The 16,987-nt window shown below is 57.6% G+C and carries 17 protein-coding genes; 9 read left to right on the top strand and 8 right to left on the bottom strand.

Translation table 11 applies throughout. The annotated features are described in order from the left end of the window. The first annotated feature begins 18 nt into the window (after positions 1-18). Both AS136_RS08430 and AS136_RS08435 read left to right on the top strand, forming a co-directional pair. Complete coding sequence (locus AS136_RS08430) at positions 19-981, top strand: polysaccharide deacetylase family protein (protein WP_012540311.1); 963 nt, start codon at positions 19-21, stop codon at positions 979-981. 18 nt (positions 982-999) lie between these two features. Further along, entirely contained in the window at positions 1,000-2,079 is a 1,080-nt protein-coding gene (locus tag AS136_RS08435) for a glycosyltransferase family 9 protein (protein WP_008806844.1), read from the top strand. Between the two features lie 43 nt (positions 2,080-2,122). On the opposite strand, the gene AS136_RS08440 is transcribed toward AS136_RS08435, so the two are convergent. The 5 genes from AS136_RS08440 to rfaD are packed head-to-tail and all read right to left on the bottom strand — an operon-like array spanning position 2,123 to position 7,152. After that, entirely contained in the window at positions 2,123-3,292 is a 1,170-nt protein-coding gene (locus tag AS136_RS08440) for an O-antigen ligase family protein (protein WP_016161954.1), read from the bottom strand. Beyond that, on the bottom strand, positions 3,270-4,178 hold the full coding sequence (locus tag AS136_RS08445; RefSeq protein ID WP_012540313.1) for a sugar glycosyltransferase: 909 nt from the start codon (positions 4,176-4,178) through the stop codon (positions 3,270-3,272). The genes AS136_RS08440 and AS136_RS08445 overlap by 23 nt, the downstream gene beginning before the upstream one ends. Then, complete coding sequence (gene rfaC / locus AS136_RS08450) at positions 4,178-5,149, bottom strand: lipopolysaccharide heptosyltransferase RfaC (RefSeq protein ID WP_016161953.1); 972 nt, start codon at positions 5,147-5,149, stop codon at positions 4,178-4,180. Before rfaC ends, AS136_RS08445 begins: the two co-directional genes overlap by 1 nt. Positions 5,150-5,152: 3 nt before the next feature. Next, positions 5,153-6,211, bottom strand: coding sequence for an ADP-heptose--LPS heptosyltransferase RfaF (rfaF, locus tag AS136_RS08455; RefSeq protein WP_008806848.1), 1,059 nt, complete (start codon positions 6,209-6,211; stop codon positions 5,153-5,155). An 8-nt stretch (positions 6,212-6,219) separates the two neighbouring features. Continuing rightward, positions 6,220-7,152, bottom strand: a complete 933-nt coding sequence (rfaD, locus tag AS136_RS08460; protein ID WP_008806849.1) for an ADP-glyceromanno-heptose 6-epimerase — start codon at positions 7,150-7,152, stop codon at positions 6,220-6,222. A 213-nt stretch (positions 7,153-7,365) separates the two neighbouring features. Here rfaD and kbl point away from each other — a divergent pair, with 213 nt between their 5' ends. The 3 genes from kbl (at position 7,366) to AS136_RS08475 (ending at position 10,555) form a co-directional block, all read left to right on the top strand. After that, positions 7,366-8,559 (top strand): glycine C-acetyltransferase, encoded by a 1,194-nt coding sequence (gene kbl / locus AS136_RS08465; protein WP_012967063.1) that lies wholly within the window; start codon positions 7,366-7,368, stop codon positions 8,557-8,559. Between the two features lie 12 nt (positions 8,560-8,571). Beyond that, complete coding sequence (gene tdh, locus AS136_RS08470; RefSeq protein WP_004205051.1) at positions 8,572-9,597, top strand: L-threonine 3-dehydrogenase; 1,026 nt, start codon at positions 8,572-8,574, stop codon at positions 9,595-9,597. A gap of 169 nt (positions 9,598-9,766) precedes the next feature. Beyond that, on the top strand, positions 9,767-10,555 hold the full coding sequence (locus tag AS136_RS08475; protein WP_008806851.1) for a glycosyltransferase family 2 protein: 789 nt from the start codon (positions 9,767-9,769) through the stop codon (positions 10,553-10,555). Positions 10,556-10,560: 5 nt separating this feature from the next. Here the strand turns inward: AS136_RS08475 and AS136_RS08480 are convergent, their stop codons facing one another. The 3 genes from AS136_RS08480 to gpmM are packed head-to-tail and all read right to left on the bottom strand — an operon-like array spanning position 10,561 to position 14,346. After that, positions 10,561-11,517, bottom strand: coding sequence for a divergent polysaccharide deacetylase family protein (locus AS136_RS08480; protein WP_023323385.1), 957 nt, complete (start codon positions 11,515-11,517; stop codon positions 10,561-10,563). Between the two features lie 3 nt (positions 11,518-11,520). Next, positions 11,521-12,792, bottom strand: a complete 1,272-nt coding sequence (gene envC / locus AS136_RS08485; RefSeq protein ID WP_008806853.1) for a murein hydrolase activator EnvC — start codon at positions 12,790-12,792, stop codon at positions 11,521-11,523. Positions 12,793-12,801: 9 nt separating this feature from the next. Then, complete coding sequence (gene gpmM / locus AS136_RS08490) at positions 12,802-14,346, bottom strand: 2,3-bisphosphoglycerate-independent phosphoglycerate mutase (protein ID WP_008806854.1); 1,545 nt, start codon at positions 14,344-14,346, stop codon at positions 12,802-12,804. 245 nt (positions 14,347-14,591) lie between these two features. Here gpmM and AS136_RS08495 point away from each other — a divergent pair, with 245 nt between their 5' ends. The 4 genes from AS136_RS08495 (at position 14,592) to gpsA (ending at position 16,926) form a co-directional block, all read left to right on the top strand. After that, complete coding sequence (locus tag AS136_RS08495; protein ID WP_008806855.1) at positions 14,592-15,023, top strand: rhodanese-like domain-containing protein; 432 nt, start codon at positions 14,592-14,594, stop codon at positions 15,021-15,023. Positions 15,024-15,127: 104 nt separating this feature from the next. Next, positions 15,128-15,379: a glutaredoxin 3 gene (grxC, locus tag AS136_RS08500; protein ID WP_008806856.1), complete on the top strand. Its 252-nt coding sequence runs from the start codon at positions 15,128-15,130 to the stop codon at positions 15,377-15,379. Positions 15,380-15,439: 60 nt separating this feature from the next. Further along, positions 15,440-15,907 (top strand): protein-export chaperone SecB, encoded by a 468-nt coding sequence (secB, locus tag AS136_RS08505; protein ID WP_002922428.1) that lies wholly within the window; start codon positions 15,440-15,442, stop codon positions 15,905-15,907. Next, positions 15,907-16,926, top strand: coding sequence for an NAD(P)H-dependent glycerol-3-phosphate dehydrogenase (gene gpsA / locus AS136_RS08510; RefSeq protein ID WP_008806857.1), 1,020 nt, complete (start codon positions 15,907-15,909; stop codon positions 16,924-16,926). The genes secB and gpsA overlap by 1 nt, the downstream gene beginning before the upstream one ends. Positions 16,927-16,987 lie beyond the last annotated feature (61 nt).

The raw sequence follows: 16,987 nt of genomic DNA on the forward strand, positions 1-16,987 counted from the left end.
TGGCCTGAGGACGTTTTCGTGCACAATCCCGCATTTCTCATCACGATTGATACAGAGGGCGATAACCTCTGGCAAAAACATGACAGCATCACCACCGAGAATGCGCGTTATCTCCCGCGTTTTCAGCAGCTTTGCGAAAAGTATGGCTTTAAACCGGTCTATTTGACCAACTATGAAATGGCCATCGACCCCTTTTATATCGAATTCGCCAGAGACGTGATTGCCCGCGGCACCGCGGAAGTCGGCATGCATCTGCATGCGTGGAACAGCCCGCCGACCGAGCCGCTGACCGCCGATGACTGGCGGCATAAGCCTTATCTCATTGAATACAGCGATGCCATGATGCGTGAGAAGGTCGACTATATGACGCATCTGCTGGAGGATACTTTCCAGACTAAAATGGTCAGCCATCGCGCCGGGCGCTGGGCCTTTGACGAGCGCTATGCGCGTCTGCTGGTGGAGCACGGTTATCAGGTGGATTGCTCGGTGACCCCGCGGGTGAACTGGAAGACCGCCAAGGGAGCGCCGCAGGGCGATGGCGGGACCGATTATCGCCGCTTCCCGCAGCATGCCTATTTTCTCGATGAAAATGATATCAGCCGCGAAGGCCACTCTCCGCTGCTGGAAGTGCCGATGAGCATTCAGTACAAGCACTCAGCGTGGATGAACAGCGTGAAGCAGGGCTACGATCGCCTGCGGGGTAAAGTGCGTTCCCCCTCCGTACACTGGCTGCGTCCGATGGGCGGCAACGTGGAGACGATGAAAAAAGTCGTCGAACAAACGTTGACGCAGGGCAATGACTACGTGGAATATATGCTCCACTCTTCAGAGTATATGCCCGGCGGCAGCCCCACGTTCCAGAATGAACGGGATATTGAGCGTTTATACGCTGACCTTGAAGCCTTTTTTAGCTGGCTGGCGCCGCAGGTGAAGGGCATGACGTTGGCAGAATATTACCAGCGGAAAATCACACAGCGCTAACACAGCTCAAGGTACCGTATGCGTATCCTTAAACAATTAACGCGGAAAAAGAATGCTTTTTTCCGCGGCATTAAATTTAATTTAATTAACTATCGATACAGAAATAAGCCGGCGCGTAAAGCCTTCGACCCAGCGGCTGTCCGCCGCGTACTGCTATTGCGCCTGGACGATAAAGTCGGGGATATGGTGGTCACGACCGGCTGCGCCAGAATACTGGCCGAACGGGGATATCAGGTTTCGGTGTTAACCGGACCAATATGCTGCGAAATATTAGCAGGCTCAGAATTCATTCAGCAAGTATATTTATATCGGCCGCGCATGTCCTTAAATACGTTGCGGGCGGTAGGTTTTGATGCAGTTATCGATTTTGATGACGTCACCAGCTATGAACGCTTTAAATTACTCGCCGATTTACGGGCGGCCAGCGTGATTGGTTTTAATAAAGATCAATATAAACTTTACGATCATTCGATCGCTTTTTTTGACAGCAACAGCCATATTTCCCAGCGCTATAAACAGGTGGTGAAACTGTTTGGCATCGTTGACGACCACCCGTATCACTATCATCTCCCCGGCTGCCGCCATGAGCGGGAGAAAGTGGCTCGCTTGCTTTCCCAGGCCGGAGAGGTCGAACTGCGTATCGCCATTAACCCTTTTACCGCGTCTGAGGATAAAGACTTCTGTCGTCACCAGGTGGCGACCCTTGTCGAGCGGTTACGCGCCCTACCTTACCGGGTCTGTATCGTGATGGTGGGGCGTAGTGAGAAAATCCGCCAGCTGGGGCTGGATATGGCGCTGTATATCGCCGACAGCACCATCAACTCCGCCGTCGAAGTGATCCGCAGCTGTGATTTAGTCATTACGCCAGACACCTCGATCGTGCATATCGCCCGGGCCTTCGATAAACCGATGGTGGCGGTCTATAACAAGCGCAAACTCAAGGATACCGGGCTGCCCGGCTATCACATCTGGGCGCCGGGCTATGACAAGGCGAAACAGATTGTCTGTGAAGAAGCGAATGTCGCCGATGTGGCGATTGAGTCGGTGTGGCCCGTGATTAAAGAGCAGGCCGACCGGCTGGTCGCCGCCCGCAGTTGATTTAAAAGTGAATATAAAAAAGGGCCGCTGACGGCCCTTTTTGTTAGCGTTTTTCCGCCAGCCCTTTGCTGAGCGCGATGCCCAGCGGCAGCCAGAACAGCACCCAGGTTTCCCGGGGGTTGCTGATGATAAACATCCCCTGCGAGGCCATAAACACCAGCGCGTAAAACAGGATCGCCAGACTGTAGCGGCTGTCGGTGTGGCGCTTGCGCCACGCCTGCCATAGCCCGCAGGCAATGACCGCCAGCAGCAGCAGTAACCCCAGGATGCCGCCTTTCAGCAGGGCGCCCATATACACGCTGTGGGTGGTGGTGATGTGCTCGCCGCTGTAGTTGATGAAATCCAGTTCATAGCTGAAGCCGCGCCCCAGCCACGGCTGGCTGGCCATCTCCGACAGCGTATGATGCCAGATGCTCAGGCGCAGCCCGCTTTGGGTGCCAAGCTCTTCGAAACGGGCGAGCAGCATGTCGCCCACCGGCGTCATGACCAAAAGCAGCGCTACCAGCACAGCCAGCGCCGCGGCGATCAGCAGGTTGCGGCGGGTGAAGACGTGCAGGTGCAACGTGCAGCCGACCGCCAGCACCAGGGCGATGATCGGCCCACGGCTTTGGGTGAGCAGCAGCATCACCAGCATGATGACCACCGGCAGATAGAGCCAGTGGCTGGCTTTTTCTTTCAGTAGCATGCCGCAGATTAAAATGCCGATGCCGCAGTAACCGGCAAGATCGATAACGTTCGTTGGCCCGGGGTTCTCGGGGGAGACCGCTCGTGCAGTGAGGACCAGCGTGTGGTCGATAATCAGCGTCCACAGGGAGAGCACGGTGATCCCGCCAACCACCGCCAGCATGGCCAGGCGGCGGGTCCGTTCGTCGCTGAGCAGCATCGTCATCAGCAACAGATACCCCGTCAGATACACGCCGTGGGTGATCGGCGAGTCAATATGCTGCGGCGTATGTCCCCACAGGTTACTGAGGGCGTAATAGATAAAGAAAGCCGCCAGCAGCGTCCAGGTCTGCCACTGCTCGCGTAACACCCCGGCCAGCGCCTGGCGGTTTTCCTGGCGTACCAGCGACAGCAATAGCAGCAGGATCGATAAATGCAGCAGATTATTGGTCCGGGTGGACATGCAAAAAATCGCGCTGAAAAATAAAAACAAAGGAAAGACAATCGAGTAACCCTGTCTGGCGAAGCTACTCACTTTTAAAGTACTCATTAAACGCAACCTTTTCGAAGATAGTATCCGGCACAGCGCTTTCTGGGGAAAAATTAATCACCCGAATCTGACGTTGCTGCAGTACCTGCGCGGCATGCGCAAAGGAGGGCATGACGAGGGTATCCACTTTTGTTGCCAGGTAAGAAGGCAATTTTTCTTGTTGTGTTTCGTAGAATCGCGGCTGGTTAAAGTTGGTCATATCCAGGCCGCTCACCAGGATAGTATTGAAGCCCAGCCAGGCGAGAATTTGCAGCGCCCAGTAGACCACCGTGCCGGCATCAAAGATGCCCTGGCGAATATCGGTGCTAAAACAGATATCCGGGCGCTGAGGATGAAAGCACATCGCCGCATTCTGCTGGTAAGTGCGCTTTATCGCTTCGCTGGCGACTTTCGGCTGGTAAATCTTATAGCAACCGTCCTCAATCAACGCCAAACGGCAGCGTAGTGCGTCCCCATAGCGATCGAGGATTTTGGCGATCCCGTGCATGGTGGTGAACAGCAGAATCTCCGGCTGGCTGACAATGGCGCGGATAATATCAGGCTTCTTATCGAAAAATTCCATGTCGACGATGGTATAGAGCGAAAAGTGTAGCCGGTCGGCAAGATGCCAGGCGCCATTGACGCCCATCACCGGGATCGTTTTCGACAACAGGGAAAAATCGATATTGCGGGTTGAGGGGCCGGTGGCGGTCAGCAGGACTTCGCCCTGCATGCTGTTTTTCAGCGCGCTCAGGCTGACCAGCGGCACCGTTTTCCCTTTATAGCGTAACGCGCTGATTTCGCCGCTTGGCGCGCGCGTAATACGGGTAAAAGGCCACAGATTTTCATTGTGGCGATAAGCGCGAGGGCGCGTATAGCGGTAGATCTGTTTAAACAGGGATCCCATCAGAGCAGCCCCTGATTTTGCAGGAGAAGATGAACCCGGCTGGCCGGAATATCGCTGGTGCTGGTGCTGTTTTCCGGCCTGACGATATGCTGGTTTTTACCGTATCCGCCAATCAGCCCCGGATCGGTCGGGCCGTAGAGCGTGAAGTTCGGTTTATCCAGCGCGGCGGTCAAATGACTCAGTCCGGTATCGACCGAGACGACAGCCCGGGCGCTGGCCAGAACCTGCGCCACCTGCTCAAGGCTCATGCGCGGCAGCACTTCAACATACTCCCGGCCTTCCGCCAGTCGTTTTGCCCGCGCCTCTTCGTGCGGGGCGCCCCACGGCAGCTTAATGCGGACGCCGCTGTCGGCCAGCAGATCGAGAAGCTCCTGCCAGCGGGTTTCCGGCCAGTGCTTATCATCGCGGGTGGTGGCGTGCAGAAACACCAGATAGGGCGCGGCAGCGCTAGCCTCGTGCTGCAGGAAATGGCGCGCAATGGCGTAATCCCCCTGGGTCTGGGGTTTCGTGTAGCCAAGGCTTTTGGCGAACAGCTCGCGGGTACGCTCCACCGCGTGCTGCTGTTTCGCGATATGGTGGCGGCGGTTGTAAAACAGGCTCGCCAGCGGCTCGCGGGCCGTTTGCCAGTCCATACCGTGCTTGACGCCGTGCGCCAGGCGAGTAACCAGCGCGGCGCTTTTCACCAGCCCCTGGGCGTCGATGATGGCGTCATACTTTACCGCCTGCACGGCCTCGCGGAAGGCTTGACGCTCCGCTTTAATCGGCGCGGAAAACCAGGCTTTACGCCAGCGGCGGATCGCCACCGGGATCACCCGCTCGACGCTTTCATGCCAGGAGGGGATCTGCGCGAAACCCTCTTCAACCACCCAGTCGAAGCGAATGCCGGGGATGGCCTGCGCAGCGTCGGTTAGCGCGGGCAGCGTGTGTAGCACGTCGCCCATGGACGAGGTTTTTACGATCAATACCCGCATCCGTTACGCTTCCTCGTGCTCGGTTTTTTCCGCTAACAGTTCGTTCAGCTCTTGCAGGACGCGTTCTGGGGTGATGTCGATCAGGCTCTGATGATAGCCTTCCGCGGCATCGCCTTTGCGCACCTTGTGGTAGCCGCTAATCAGGCGGATAACCCGCGCTTTATGCGACAGCGGCGGGGTGAAGTCCGGGCTGCTCGGGCCATACAGCGCCACCAGCGGGCGGTCCAGCGCGGCGGCGACGTGCATCAGCCCCGAATCGTTAGTCACTACAGCTTTACAGGCGGCGATCAGAATGACCGCCTGCTCCAGCTGGGTTTCACCCGCCAGATTACGACACCAGGCCTGCTGCTCGCTGCTGAGGGCGGCGATGATCTCTTTGCCGGCCTCGTTATCTTTCGCCGAGCCGAATAACGCAATCTGATAGCCATCGTCGATAAGCTTTTTCGCCAGCGCAGCATAGTGATAGTGCGGCCAGCGTTTGGCCGGACCGAATTCCGCGCCGGGGCAGAAGCCGATGATCGGCCGCTCGTTTGAGAGATTAAAGGCGTTGCAGGCCTGTGATTTTTCGCCATCGTTGACCTGCAGCTGCGGCCACAGCAGCGGCTGCGGCAGATCTTTGGCGCAGCGCATCACGCCGTTGTCGTAGGCCAGCGCCACGTAGCGTTCCACCATCAGCGGCCAGGCGTCTTTGTCCAGCACCCGGGCGTCGTTGAGCAGGCCGTAGCGCATCTCGCCGCGCCAGCCGGTGCGCAGCGGGATGTTGGCAAAGAAGGGGACTAATGCCGATTTAAACGAGTTCGGCAGCACGTAAGCGCGATCGTAGCGACGCTCGCGCAGGCTGTGGCCGAGCTTGCGGCGTTCGCCGATAGCCAGCGCGCCGTGGCCCAGCGGCATCGGGATCGCTTCATTCACTTCCGGCATGCGCGATAGCAACGGACGGCACCAGGCTGGCGCCATCACGTCGATAATCGCCTGGGGATAGCGCGCCCTGAGCGTACGATAAAGACTTTGCGACATCATCATGTCGCCCACCCAAGACGGGCCTACCACCAGAATTTTCATGTTATCTCTTACGCATCCCGATTCAGCCAGGCCATATATTCCGTTACGCCTTCGGCAACGGTTTTGAACGGTTTGTCATAGCCCGCTTTGCGCAGGTTAGTCAGATCGGCCTGGGTGAATGCCTGGTAGCGGCCTTTCAGTTTGTCCGGGAACGGGATGTACTCAATGCTGCCTTTTTTATGGAAAGCCAGGGTCGCATCGGCAACCGCCTGGAAGGATTCCGCGCGGCCGGTGCCAAGGTTGAAGATCCCGGACACGCCGTTTTCCCAGAACCACAGGTTGACGTCTGCCACGTCGCCCACGTAGACGAAGTCGCGCTTGAAGCCGTCGCTGCCTTCGAACAGTTTCGGACTTTCGCCATTATTCAGCTGGGTGTTGAGGTGGAAAGCGACGCTCGCCATGCTGCCTTTGTGGCCTTCGCGCGGCCCGTAGACGTTGAAGTAGCGGAAGCCGACGATCTGCGAATTGGCTTCCGGCAGGATCTGGCGGACGTATTCGTCGAACAGGAATTTGGAGTAGCCGTAGACGTTCAGCGGCTGTTCGTACTCACGGGACTCGATGAAGTCGCTGGTGCGCCCGCCGTAGGTGGCGGCGGAAGAGGCGTACAGGAACGGGATTTCGCGCTCCAGGCAGTAGTGCAGCAGCTCTTTAGAGTACTGATAGTTGTTATCCATCATGTACTTGCCATCCCACTCTGTGGTGGAAGAGCACGCGCCTTCGTGGAAGATCGCTTCGATTTCACCGAACTCTTCACCCGCCATTATCTGGATCAGAAAGTCTTCTTTATCCATGTAGTCAGCGATGTTCAGGTCAACCAGATTCACAAACTTGGTGCCGTCTTTCAGATTGTCGACAACCAGAATGTCGGTGATGCCTTTGTCATTCAGCGCTTTAACGATGTTGCTGCCGATAAAGCCTGCGCCGCCGGTAACGATGATCATAACTGTACCTTTGAAGTTGGGAGCCCGAAGACAATCCGGGCATGAATGCTCATATCATATCACCACATGAGCAAGCCTACAGCCATTCGCAGAATAAGGTGCTGGGCTGACGTGATTTATGCTGCAAATAATTCATTCAGGCCTGCATCATCTCGTATCAGCGTATAGCTTTGGGTAATATGTGCCAAATTTTGCCGAATCTGGAGAGTTGCAATGCGTGGTGATTTCTACAAACAGTTAACGAGTAATCTGGAAACCGCTCGGGCCGAAGGCTTGTTCAAAGAAGAGCGGATCATCACCTCGGCGCAGCAGGCGGACATTACCGTCGGCGACAGCCATGTGATTAACTTCTGCGCCAATAACTATCTGGGTCTGGCGAACCACCCGGAACTGATTGCCGCAGCGAAATCCGGCATGGACAGCCACGGCTTCGGGATGGCCTCGGTACGCTTCATCTGCGGCACCCAGGATACGCATAAGCAGCTGGAGAAGAAGCTGGCCGATTTCCTCGGTATGGAAGACGCGATCCTCTACTCCTCCTGCTTTGACGCCAACGGCGGCCTGTTTGAAACGCTGCTCGGGCCGGAAGACGCCATTATCTCCGACGCCCTGAACCATGCCTCGATCATCGACGGCGTGCGCCTGTGTAAAGCGAAGCGTTTCCGCTATGCCAACAACGACATGCAGGAGCTGGAAGCGCGTCTGAAAGAAGCGCGCGAGGCCGGCGCGCGTCACGTGCTGATCGCCACCGATGGCGTCTTCTCGATGGATGGCGTGATCGCCAACCTGAAAGGCGTTTGCGACCTGGCGGATAAATACGATGCGCTGGTGATGGTCGATGACTCCCACGCCGTCGGCTTCGTCGGCGAAAACGGTCGCGGCTCTCATGAATATTGCGACGTGATGGGTCGCGTCGACATCATCACCGGCACGCTGGGTAAAGCGCTGGGCGGCGCCTCCGGGGGCTACACCGCCGCACGCAAAGAGGTGGTTGAGTGGCTGCGCCAGCGTTCCCGTCCGTATCTGTTCTCCAACTCTCTGGCGCCGGCCATTGTGGCCGCCTCCATCAAAGTGCTGGAGATGGTTGAAGAGGGTGCAGACCTGCGCGATCGGCTGTGGGCTAACGCGCGTCTGTTCCGCGAAAAAATGACCGCGGCAGGCTTCACGCTGGCGGGCGCCGACCACGCCATCATTCCGGTGATGCTGGGTGAAGCGGTGGTGGCGCAGAACTTTGCCCGCGAGCTGCAGAAAGAAGGGATCTATGTCACCGGCTTCTTCTATCCGGTGGTACCGAAAGGCCAGGCGCGTATTCGCACCCAGATGTCGGCGGCGCATACCCCTGAACAAATTGAGCGTGCGGTGGAAGCCTTTACCCGCATCGGCAAACAACTGGGCGTCATCGCCTAATAAGGGTGTGAGATGAAAGCGTTATCCAAACTGAAAGCGGAAGAAGGCATCTGGATGACCGACGTACCGGAACCGGAAGTCGGCCATAACGATCTGCTGATTAAAATCCGCAAGACCGCCATTTGCGGAACCGACGTGCACATCTACAACTGGGATGAGTGGTCGCAGAAGACCATTCCGGTGCCGATGGTGGTCGGTCACGAATACGTCGGCGAAGTGGTGGGGATTGGTCAGGAAGTGCGCGGCTTTAAGATTGGCGACCGCGTCTCCGGCGAGGGGCATATCACCTGCGGCCACTGCCGCAACTGCCGCGCGGGCCGCACCCATTTGTGCCGCAACACCATCGGCGTGGGCGTTAACCGCCCGGGCTGCTTTGCCGAGTATCTGGTGATCCCGGCTTTTAACGCCTTTAAAATCCCCGACAATATCTCTGATGACCTGGCGTCTATCTTCGACCCGTTCGGCAACGCGGTGCACACCGCGCTCTCCTTCGATCTGGTCGGGGAAGATGTACTGGTTTCCGGCGCCGGTCCGATCGGCGTGATGGCGGCGGCGGTGGCGAAACACGTCGGCGCGCGTAACGTGGTGATCACCGACGTCAACGAGTACCGTCTTGAGCTGGCGCGCAAAATGGGCGTTACCCGCGCGGTGAACGTGGCCAAAGAGAACCTCAACGACGTGATGGCCGAGCTGGGCATGACCGAAGGTTTCGACGTGGGCCTGGAGATGTCCGGCGCGCCGCCGGCGTTTCGCAGCATGCTCGATACCATGAACCACGGCGGCCGTATCGCGATGCTGGGTATCCCGCCGTCGGATATGTCCATCGACTGGACCAAGGTCATCTTCAAAGGGCTGTTTATTAAAGGTATCTATGGTCGCGAAATGTTCGAAACCTGGTACAAAATGGCGGCGCTGATCCAGTCTGGTCTGGACCTTTCACCGATCATCACCCACCGCTTCGGCATTGATGACTTCCAGAAAGGTTTTGACGCGATGCGCTCCGGCCAGTCCGGTAAAGTGGTTCTGAGCTGGGAATAACGCCTCCGGGCTGTTGTAAAAATCAGCAAAAAAGGCGCCTGCGGGCGCCTTAATTTAGATTTGGATAACATTTTTAGCCTGCTTAATATTAAGCGCACAATTTCTACATCGATTTTACGGTTATTCGCTTATACAGTGTGTTTAGTCGCGGTTTAACTTTGTAACTATCATGCTTAAACTCTCCGTATGCTTACTGACCTGTAACTCTGCGCGCCTGCTGATGGAGGTGCTGCCGCCGCTGCTGAAGGTGGCCGATGAATGTATCATCGTCGACTCCGGCAGCACCGACGAAACGGTCTCTATTTGTCAGCAGTTTGGTCTCACCGTCCATCATCATGCCTATAAAGCCCACGGCGCCCAGATGAACTATGCCATCGGGCTGGCCAGCCATGACTGGGTGCTGTGTATGGATAGCGATGAGATTCTTGATAACGACGTGGTGGCGGCCATTCAGGCGCTAAAAGCGGGGGAGGAGCCAGACCCAACCTGCGCCTGGCGTCTGCCGCGCTACTGGTTTGTGCTCGGCACGCAGGTGCGAACGATCTACCCTATTTCTTCGCCGGATTACCCGGTGCGTCTCTTTAACCGCCAGCAGGCGCGGTTTAACGACCGGCCGGTGGATGACCAGGTGGTCGGACACGCACGCTCCGTCAGGCTGCCGGGCTTTGTACGCCATGACACCTTTTATTCGCTGCATGAAGTGTTTAATAAGCTGAACAGCTATACCACCCGGCTGGTGAAGTACCAGCAGATCAAACCTTCGCTGACGCGGGGGATCGTCAGCGCCATTGGCGCTTTCTTTAAGTGGTATCTCTTTAGCGGAGCGTGGCGCTATGGCAAAGTCGGCGTGGTCACCGGCCTGTACGCCACGTTTTACAGCTTTCTCAAATATTTTAAGGCGTGGTACGCCCACGAAGATAACCAGGCGCCCGTCGCGCAAAAGCGAACGGACCCCTGAGTGGTCTAGTTGCCGGGATTGTCCCAGCCCTGCCATTTGAGGCGATAGTACTGGACCAGCGCGCTCTGGCTGATGCTGTCGCTGAGGATAGTGAAGAAGCGGCTGGCGTTCACGGGCTCCAGCGGGCGCTTCGGCTTGCAATACTTCACGCCGTGGAACGGATTGCGCGGTTTCTGCGGCGTTGGCAGCGTTTGTTGCGCAGGCGGCTGAGCATAGTTTGGCGTCGAGTTGTCGACCTGTGGCTCGTTGAGCAGGCTGCTCGGGCGCACCAGCGTGATATCCGGCGGCAGGTTATAGACCATCTGCTGCAGCACCCGCACCGTTGTCGGATGCGGATGGCCAATGGCTATCGCCGAACCGTTGCGCCGCGCCAGGGCGATGGCGCGATTGAACTGGGTGCGGATATCGGCTTCATTCTGCGTATCGTCAAGAAACACCTTGCGCTTAATCACCTTCACCCCGGTGCCCTGCGCGGCGCGCATGGCCTGGGTGTTGCCGATGGTGACGCTGTCGAGAAAATAGAGATTGTAGCGCTCCAGGGCCTGCATCACCTTCTGCATGCCAAACAGGTTGGAAGTCATCGCGCTGCCCATATGGTTATTCAGCCCGACGGCGTAGGGAACTTTGCCGTAAGCCTCGCGAATGATGCGCTCGATCTCCTCGCTGCTCATTTCGGGACGCAGGGTGTCTTTTTCCAGCGGCTGTTTGCTGAGCGGCGCCATCGGCAGGTGGATGAGCACTTCATGGCCCAGATTATGCGCCTTCGTGGCCATTTCCCGGGCGTGCGGCGCGTTCGGCAGCACGGCGACGGAGATAGTTGACGGCAGCGCCAGCACCTGATTCTCGGTCTGCGGGCGGTAGCCAAAATCGTCAATAACGATGGAGAGTTTGCCAGCGAACGCTGGCGCCGCCAGAGCCAGCGAACCGGCTACGGCAAGAGCAATTGCGCGAAATTGAAGCAAAACTTATCTTCCCAACCACGGCTGTGGATTGACCGCCTGACCCTGGCGGCGAATTTCGAAATAGAGCGACGGACGGCCCTGACCGCCGCTGCTGCCTACGAGCGCGATAGGCTGACCGGCACGAACCTGCGTACCGACGCTGACCAGCGCGCTTTGGTTATAGCCATACAGGCTCATGTCGCCTTTGCCATGTTCGACCACCACCACCAGACCATAGCCCTGCAGCCAGTCGGCCAGAATGACCCGACCATCGGCAATGGCTCTGACTTCGGTGCCTTCAGACGCGGCGATAACCATCCCTTTCCAACGTAGTTCACCTTGCAGCTGTTCGCCATATCGATGAAGGAGCGGACCGCGAACCGGCCAGAACGCCTGGCCGCGCGGCGAGCCCAGCCCGCCGGTGCGTGACATCAGCGAACGCTCGCTTTCCGTTGGTTTATAGGTGGTGCCTTTGCGCGATGCTTCCTGCTGGCGGTCGCGCACCGCCTGCGCATCGCGAGCTTCCCGATCGGCACGGGCTTTGGCGGCAGCCTCCGCCTGGGCGATACGACCGCGTAGGCGCGATTCGTTAGCCCGCAATTCACTTAACTGTTGCTGACCCTGCTGAATGGCGGACTCCAGACCGGAAAGGGTCTTTTTCCGTTCGTTACGCGCCTGCTCCAGCTTCGCCTGCTGGGCTTTTTGTTCGTAGACCAGCGTCTGCTGCTGGCTCTGCTTCTCTTCGAGCATCGACTTTTGCACCGCCATCTCTTCGCGCGTTTTCTTCAGCTCCGCAATAGTCTCCTGACGGGCCTGGTTGAAATAGCTGAAGTAGACCTGCATCCGCTGATTGCGCTGGCCCTCTTCACCGCTCAGCACCATCTGGATGCCGGTATGCGGCCCCTGGCGGAACGCGGCGTCAAGCTGCGCGGCGAGGTTACGTTCCTGAGACGCGCGCTGACGCTCCAGCTTCGCGAGAGAAGCGTTCATCTCGTCAATCTGCTTATTGAGCTGGTTCAGGCTGTCCTGGGTTTCACGCAGTTTGCGGGCCGCGGCGGCGATCGCCTCTTCCTGCGCTTTGAGCTGGGCGAGCAGGCTTGCGCGCTGCTGCTGCTGTTGCTTAATCGCCCGCTGCCTGGCGGCGATGTCGGCCTGGATGGACTTTAGCTGATCGCGATCGTCGGCGTGCGCAGATGACGCGCACAGCAATACGCCAGCGCTGAGCGCGCTGGCGTAAAGGACGGATCGAACTGCCGTTGCGATCCATGTAGTTGAATACGTCGCCTTTCCCCTCATGGGGAAGGATTATTCCACGATGAACAGCGGCTTGCCAGTCATCTCTTGCGGGATTTCCATTCCCATCAGCGACAGCATGGTCGGGGCGATGTCGGAAAGTTTACCGCCATTGACCGCTTTGACCGCTTTGTTACCGACGTAGATCAGCGGAACCGGCAGGTTGGTATGGGCGGTGTGCGCCTGACCGGTGGCCGGGTCGCGCATCTGCTCGGCGTTGCCGTGGTCGGCGGTGATCAGCAACTGGCCGCCAACGGATTCCACCGCCTGAGTCACCTGGTCGATGCAGTGATCCAGCGCTTCAACCGCCTTCACTGCCGCTTCCATCACCCCGGTATGGCCAACCATATCGCCGTTCGGGTAGTTACAGATGATGGTGTCGTATTTGCCACCTTTGATGGCGGCGACCAGTTTCTCGGTCAGCTCGGCGGAGCTCATTTCTGGCTGCAGATCGTAGGTTGCCACTTTTGGTGAGTTAATCAGAATACGCTCTTCGCCTTTAAACGGCTCTTCTACGCCGCCGTTGAAGAAGAAGGTGACGTGAGCGTATTTCTCGGTTTCGGAGATGCGCAGCTGGGTTTTATCGTGCTTCGCCATCCACTCGCCGAAGGTGTTAGCCAGTGAGGCGGGCGGATAAGCGCAGGCGACTTTGATGTCGGCGGCGTATTCGGTGAGCATCACGAAGTCGAGGTTAACCACTTTCTTACGCGCGAAGCCGTCGAAGTCGGCGTTGACGAAGGCGCGGGTGATTTCACGCGCGCGGTCAGCACGGAAGTTCATGAAGATCAGCGCGTCGCCGTCTTCCATCGCGGCATCGGCCTGGCCGGCGGCGCGGATAACGGTGGCTTTGACGAATTCGTCGTTTTCGTCACGGGCGTAGGCGGCCTGCAGACCCGCGACGGCGGTATCGGCCTGGAATTCGCCTTTCGCCAGGGTCATCAGATCATAAGCTTGTTCCACGCGATCCCAGCGGTTATCGCGGTCCATGGCATAGTAGCGGCCAATAATAGACGCGATGCGGCCTTTGCCCAGCGCGGCAAATTTGGCTTCGAATGTCGCCAGCGTTTTTTCCGCGCTGCGCGGCGGCGTATCACGGCCATCAAGGAAGGCGTGCAGATAGATTTTCTCAGCGCCGCGCTCTGCTGCCAGCTCCACCATCGCCATGATGTGATCTTCGTGGCTGTGGACGCCGCCCGGGGACATCAGGCCCATGATGTGGACCGCTTTACCGGCGGCAACCGCTTTGTCGACCGCGGCGGTGAGTACCGGGTTGGCGAAGAAGGTGCGTTCTTTAATTTCAACATCGAGACGGGTCAGGTCCTGGTAGACGATACGACCGGCGCCCAGGTTGACGTGGCCTACTTCGGAGTTCCCCATCTGACGGTCCGGCAGGCCGACTTCCAGGCCAGATGCATCGATCAGGGTATGCGGACGTTTGGCCCACAGGGCGTCCATTACCGGCGTTTTAGCGCTGTAAATGGCGTTATCCTGTTGGTCTTCGCGATAGCCGTAGCCATCCAGAATCACCAGTACCATAGGTTTTTTAGAAACCGACATTGCGACAACCTCATGCTCAAAGACAGAAATTTTGCGTAATTTTACTACAGCTGAATCGTTTAAATCCCCGTGAAAGATCAAAGAAAGGGAAGGGGCGGCGTCAGAGGCGATGATGAAGGCGGCTTTTTTTTCGTGACCGCCCGCAGAAAATACATTACATCGCGCTCACTGGCTGTATTTGCCGCAATGCACAGGTATACTCCTTCCCTGGTTTTTTATCACTTAGTCGGGAGTTGTAACCCCCCATGCAAGAAATTATGCAATTCATCGGCCGTCACCCGGTCCTGAGCATCGCGTGGATCGCGCTGCTGGGTGCGGTACTCTTCACCACCTTTAAAGGGTTGATGTCGAAAGTTAAAGTCATCACCCGTGGTGAAGCGACGCGTCTTATCAATAAAGAAGATGCGGTGGTGGTCGACCTGCGTCAGCGTGACGATTTCCGTAAAGGCCATATTGCCGGCGCCATCAACCTGCTGCCTGCCGATATCAAAGCCAATAACGTCGGCGAGTTGGAAAAACACAAATCGCAACCCATTATTGTGGTAGACGGTTCCGGCATGCAGGCGCAAGAGCCAGCCAGCGCGCTGAACAAAGCCGGGTTTGAAAAAGTCTTTGTACTGAAAGAGGGCATCGCAGGCTGGAGCGGCGAAAACCTTCCTCTGGTACGCGGCAAATAACTTACCTCGCGTGGTAATGCCGCCGCGCTTTCCCCTTCATGCCTGACGTGAGGGGAAGCTCAGGCTGCGGCGTAAAACCCCAGGGTAAAAACAGGAGTAAAGTCATGGCCAATATTGAGATCTACACCAAAGCGACCTGCCCGTTCTGCGTACGCGCGAAAGCGCTGTTGAACAGCAAAGGCGTAACGTTCCATGAGTTGCCGATCGATGGCGATGCCGCGAAGCGTGAGGAGATGATCCAGCGCAGCGGACGGACGACGGTTCCGCAGATTTTTATTGATGCGCAGCACATTGGCGGCTGTGACGACTTGTATGCGCTTGATTCACGTGGTGGACTTGATCCCCTCTTGCGCTAATTTTTGCGCGCTTTCCCTGGCGGAAGCGCGTATTTAAGGACAACACGAAAGGGTTTTACTATGTCAGAACAAAACAGCACCGAAATGACCTTCCAGATCCAGCGTATCTATACCAAAGATATCTCTTTTGAAGCGCCGAACGCGCCGCAAGTTTTCCAGAAAGACTGGCAGCCGGAAGTTAAACTTGATCTGGATACCGCCTCCACCCAGCTGGCTGAAGGCGTTTATGAAGTGGTGCTGCGTGTGACCGTGACCGCCGCGCTGGGCGAAGAAACCGCGTTCCTCTGTGAAGTACAGCAGGGCGGTATTTTCTCCATCGACGGCATCGAAGGCACCCAGATGGCGCACTGCCTCGGCGCATACTGCCCGAACATTCTGTTCCCGTACGCGCGTGAGTGCATCACCAGCCTGGTTTCCCGCGGCACCTTCCCGCAACTTAACCTTGCGCCAGTGAACTTCGACGCGCTGTTTATGAACTATCTGCAGCAGCAGGCTGGCGAAGGTGCTGAACAACATCAGGATGCCTGATGAACGCACTTAATGCTGCAATGACTGTGATCGGTGCCGGCTCTTACGGCACCGCTCTTGCCATCACCCTGGCAAGAAATGGCCACCACGTTGTGCTCTGGGGCCATGACCCGAAACATATCGCGACGCTGCAACACGATCGCTGCAACGCCGCGTTCCTTCCCGATGTGCCTTTCCCGGATACGCTGCATCTTGAGAGCGACCTGGCCACCGCGCTGGCCGCCAGCCGAGACATCCTTGTCGTGGTGCCAAGCCATGTGTTCGGCCAGGTATTACGTCAGATTAAACCGCTGATGCGTCCCGACGCACGTCTGGTGTGGGCGACCAAAGGCCTCGAGGCTGAAACCGGCCGCCTGCTGCAGGACGTGGCGCGTGAAGCGCTGGGCGATGATATCCCGCTGGCGGTGATCTCGGGGCCAACCTTCGCCAAAGAGCTGGCCGCCGGTCTGCCGACGGCGATTTCGCTGGCAGCGACGGATCCGCAGTTTGCCGAGGATCTGCAGCACCTGCTGCACTGCGGCAAAAGTTTCCGCGTCTACATCAATCCGGACTTTATCGGCGTGCAGCTCGGCGGCGCGGTGAAAAACGTCATTGCCATCGGGGCCGGTATGTCGGATGGCATCGGCTTCGGCGCCAATGCGCGTACGGCGCTGATTACCCGTGGGCTGGTGGAAATGTCCCGTCTCGGCGCGGCGCTGGGCGCCGATCCGGAAACCTTTATGGGCATGGCCGGTCTCGGTGACCTGGTGCTCACCTGCACCGACAACCAGTCCCGTAACCGTCGCTTCGGCATGATGCTCGGCCAGGGTATGGACGTGCAGAGCGCCCAGGACAAGATTGGCCAGGTGGTCGAAGGCTACCGCAATACCAAGGAAGTTCGCGTTTTGGCACAGCGTTTAGGTGTCGAAATGCCAATAACCGAGGAAATTTATCAGGTATTGTATTGCGGAAAAATTGCGCGCGAGGCAGCATTGACCTTATTGGGTCGCGCCCGCAAGGACGAGCGCAGCAGCAATTAGCTTTCCTTTGTCACCTGAATGACCCTGCCAGCGCAGAACTGGCAGGTCATTATCATATCGT

It is taken from the genome of Klebsiella sp. D5A (genome assembly GCF_001620885.1).
GTDB classification, from domain to species: Bacteria; Pseudomonadota; Gammaproteobacteria; order Enterobacterales; family Enterobacteriaceae; genus Klebsiella; species Klebsiella variicola.

What these genes read in the sequence shown, in the direction of transcription:
- AS136_RS08475 (WP_008806851.1), top strand. Translation starts at nt 9,767, where the DNA reads ATGCTTAAACTCTCCGTATGCTTACTGACCTGTAACTCTGCGCGCCTG.
- gpmM (WP_008806854.1), bottom strand. Translation starts at nt 14,346, where the DNA reads ATGTCGGTTTCTAAAAAACCTATGGTACTGGTGATTCTGGATGGCTAC.
- rfaC (WP_016161953.1), bottom strand. Translation starts at nt 5,149, where the DNA reads ATGCGGGTATTGATCGTAAAAACCTCGTCCATGGGCGACGTGCTACAC.
- AS136_RS08435 (WP_008806844.1), top strand. Translation starts at nt 1,000, where the DNA reads ATGCGTATCCTTAAACAATTAACGCGGAAAAAGAATGCTTTTTTCCGC.
- AS136_RS08445 (WP_012540313.1), bottom strand. Translation starts at nt 4,178, where the DNA reads ATGGGATCCCTGTTTAAACAGATCTACCGCTATACGCGCCCTCGCGCT.
- grxC (WP_008806856.1), top strand. Translation starts at nt 15,128, where the DNA reads ATGGCCAATATTGAGATCTACACCAAAGCGACCTGCCCGTTCTGCGTA.
- AS136_RS08495 (WP_008806855.1), top strand. Translation starts at nt 14,592, where the DNA reads ATGCAAGAAATTATGCAATTCATCGGCCGTCACCCGGTCCTGAGCATC.
- AS136_RS08440 (WP_016161954.1), bottom strand. Translation starts at nt 3,292, where the DNA reads ATGAGTACTTTAAAAGTGAGTAGCTTCGCCAGACAGGGTTACTCGATT.
- kbl (WP_012967063.1), top strand. Translation starts at nt 7,366, where the DNA reads ATGCGTGGTGATTTCTACAAACAGTTAACGAGTAATCTGGAAACCGCT.
- envC (WP_008806853.1), bottom strand. Translation starts at nt 12,792, where the DNA reads ATGAGGGGAAAGGCGACGTATTCAACTACATGGATCGCAACGGCAGTT.
- gpsA (WP_008806857.1), top strand. Translation starts at nt 15,907, where the DNA reads ATGAACGCACTTAATGCTGCAATGACTGTGATCGGTGCCGGCTCTTAC.
- rfaF (WP_008806848.1), bottom strand. Translation starts at nt 6,211, where the DNA reads ATGAAAATTCTGGTGGTAGGCCCGTCTTGGGTGGGCGACATGATGATG.
- secB (WP_002922428.1), top strand. Translation starts at nt 15,440, where the DNA reads ATGTCAGAACAAAACAGCACCGAAATGACCTTCCAGATCCAGCGTATC.
- tdh (WP_004205051.1), top strand. Translation starts at nt 8,572, where the DNA reads ATGAAAGCGTTATCCAAACTGAAAGCGGAAGAAGGCATCTGGATGACC.
- rfaD (WP_008806849.1), bottom strand. Translation starts at nt 7,152, where the DNA reads ATGATCATCGTTACCGGCGGCGCAGGCTTTATCGGCAGCAACATCGTT.